The following is a 1,123-nucleotide window of genomic DNA, read 5'->3' on the forward strand; positions in this document are numbered from 1 at the left end:
GTTGCCGCCTTCCTGGACGGAGCCGGTGGCCGACAAGGTCAGGCCGGTGGTGTCCAGGCGAGCCGGGTCGTCGGTCACGACGGTGGTCGGGGTGCCCGCAGTTTCCAGGTGTTCGTAGTTGCCGCCGGTGACGCCAGTGATGCTGTTGGTCAGTGGTGTGTTGGTGTTCAACACGTTGTTTGGTGCGATGAAATCGACCGAGCCACTGCTCGCATTAACCGGGATGGTGATCGACTGACCGTTGGCCAAGCTGATAACCAGTGGTGTGCCGGTCACTGGCGCGGTAACCGAAGCGGTGTAAGTCACCACACCACCCTCAACGGCACTGGCAGTCGCCGTCAGCGTGACGGTCGACGTATCAATCGAATCCGTAACCGCAGTGACCGCAGCAGTCGGGCTGACTTCCAGGTGCTCGAAGTCACCACCGGTGGTGCCAGTAATGGTCACGCTGACGCTACCGGCATCGACGTAAACAGTGTCTTTCGGCGCGGCGAAGGTGACGCTGCCTTCGGTCGCATCCTTGGCGATGGTGATGGTTTCACCATTGCTCAGGGCGATCTTCATCTCAGTGCCGGCTGGGTTGGTCAGCTTGGCGGTGTAGACGATGCTGCCACCTTCCTGAACGGTGCCGGTAGCGGACAGGGTCAGGCCGGTGGTGTCTAGACGAGCAGGATCATCAGTGACGACGGTGGTCGGAGTACCGGCGGTTTCCAGGTGCTCGTAGTTGCCGCCGGTGACGCCGGTGATGCTGTTGGTCAGCGGGGTGTTGGTGTTCAACACGTTGTTCGGCGCGATGAAGTCCACCGAGCCACTCGAAGCGTTGACCGGAATAGTGATGCTTTGGCCGTTAGCCAGAGTGATGACCAGCGGAGCGCCGGTGACCGGAGCAGTGACCGAAGCGGTGTAAGTGACCACGCCGCCTTCTACCGCGCTAGCGGTGGCGGTGAGGGTCACGGTGCTGGTGTCGATGCTGTCGGTGACAGCAGTCACTGCTGCCGTCGGGCTGACTTCCAGGTGTTCGAAGTCACCACCGGTGGTGCCGGTAATGGTCACGCTGACGCTGCCGGCGTCGACGTAAACGGTATCTTTTGGTGCGGCGAAGGTCACGGAGCCTTCGGTGGCG

At 61.8% G+C, this 1,123-nt stretch carries 1 protein-coding gene; it reads right to left on the bottom strand.

From position 1 onward, the window contains the following. On the bottom strand, positions 1 to 1,123 hold a 1,123-nt coding region (locus tag NTD88_RS08585; protein ID WP_262153837.1), incomplete at both ends, for an immunoglobulin-like domain-containing protein.

It is taken from the genome of Pseudomonas sp. 20P_3.2_Bac5 (assembly GCF_025466035.1).
GTDB lineage: Bacteria > Pseudomonadota > Gammaproteobacteria > Pseudomonadales > Pseudomonadaceae > Aquipseudomonas.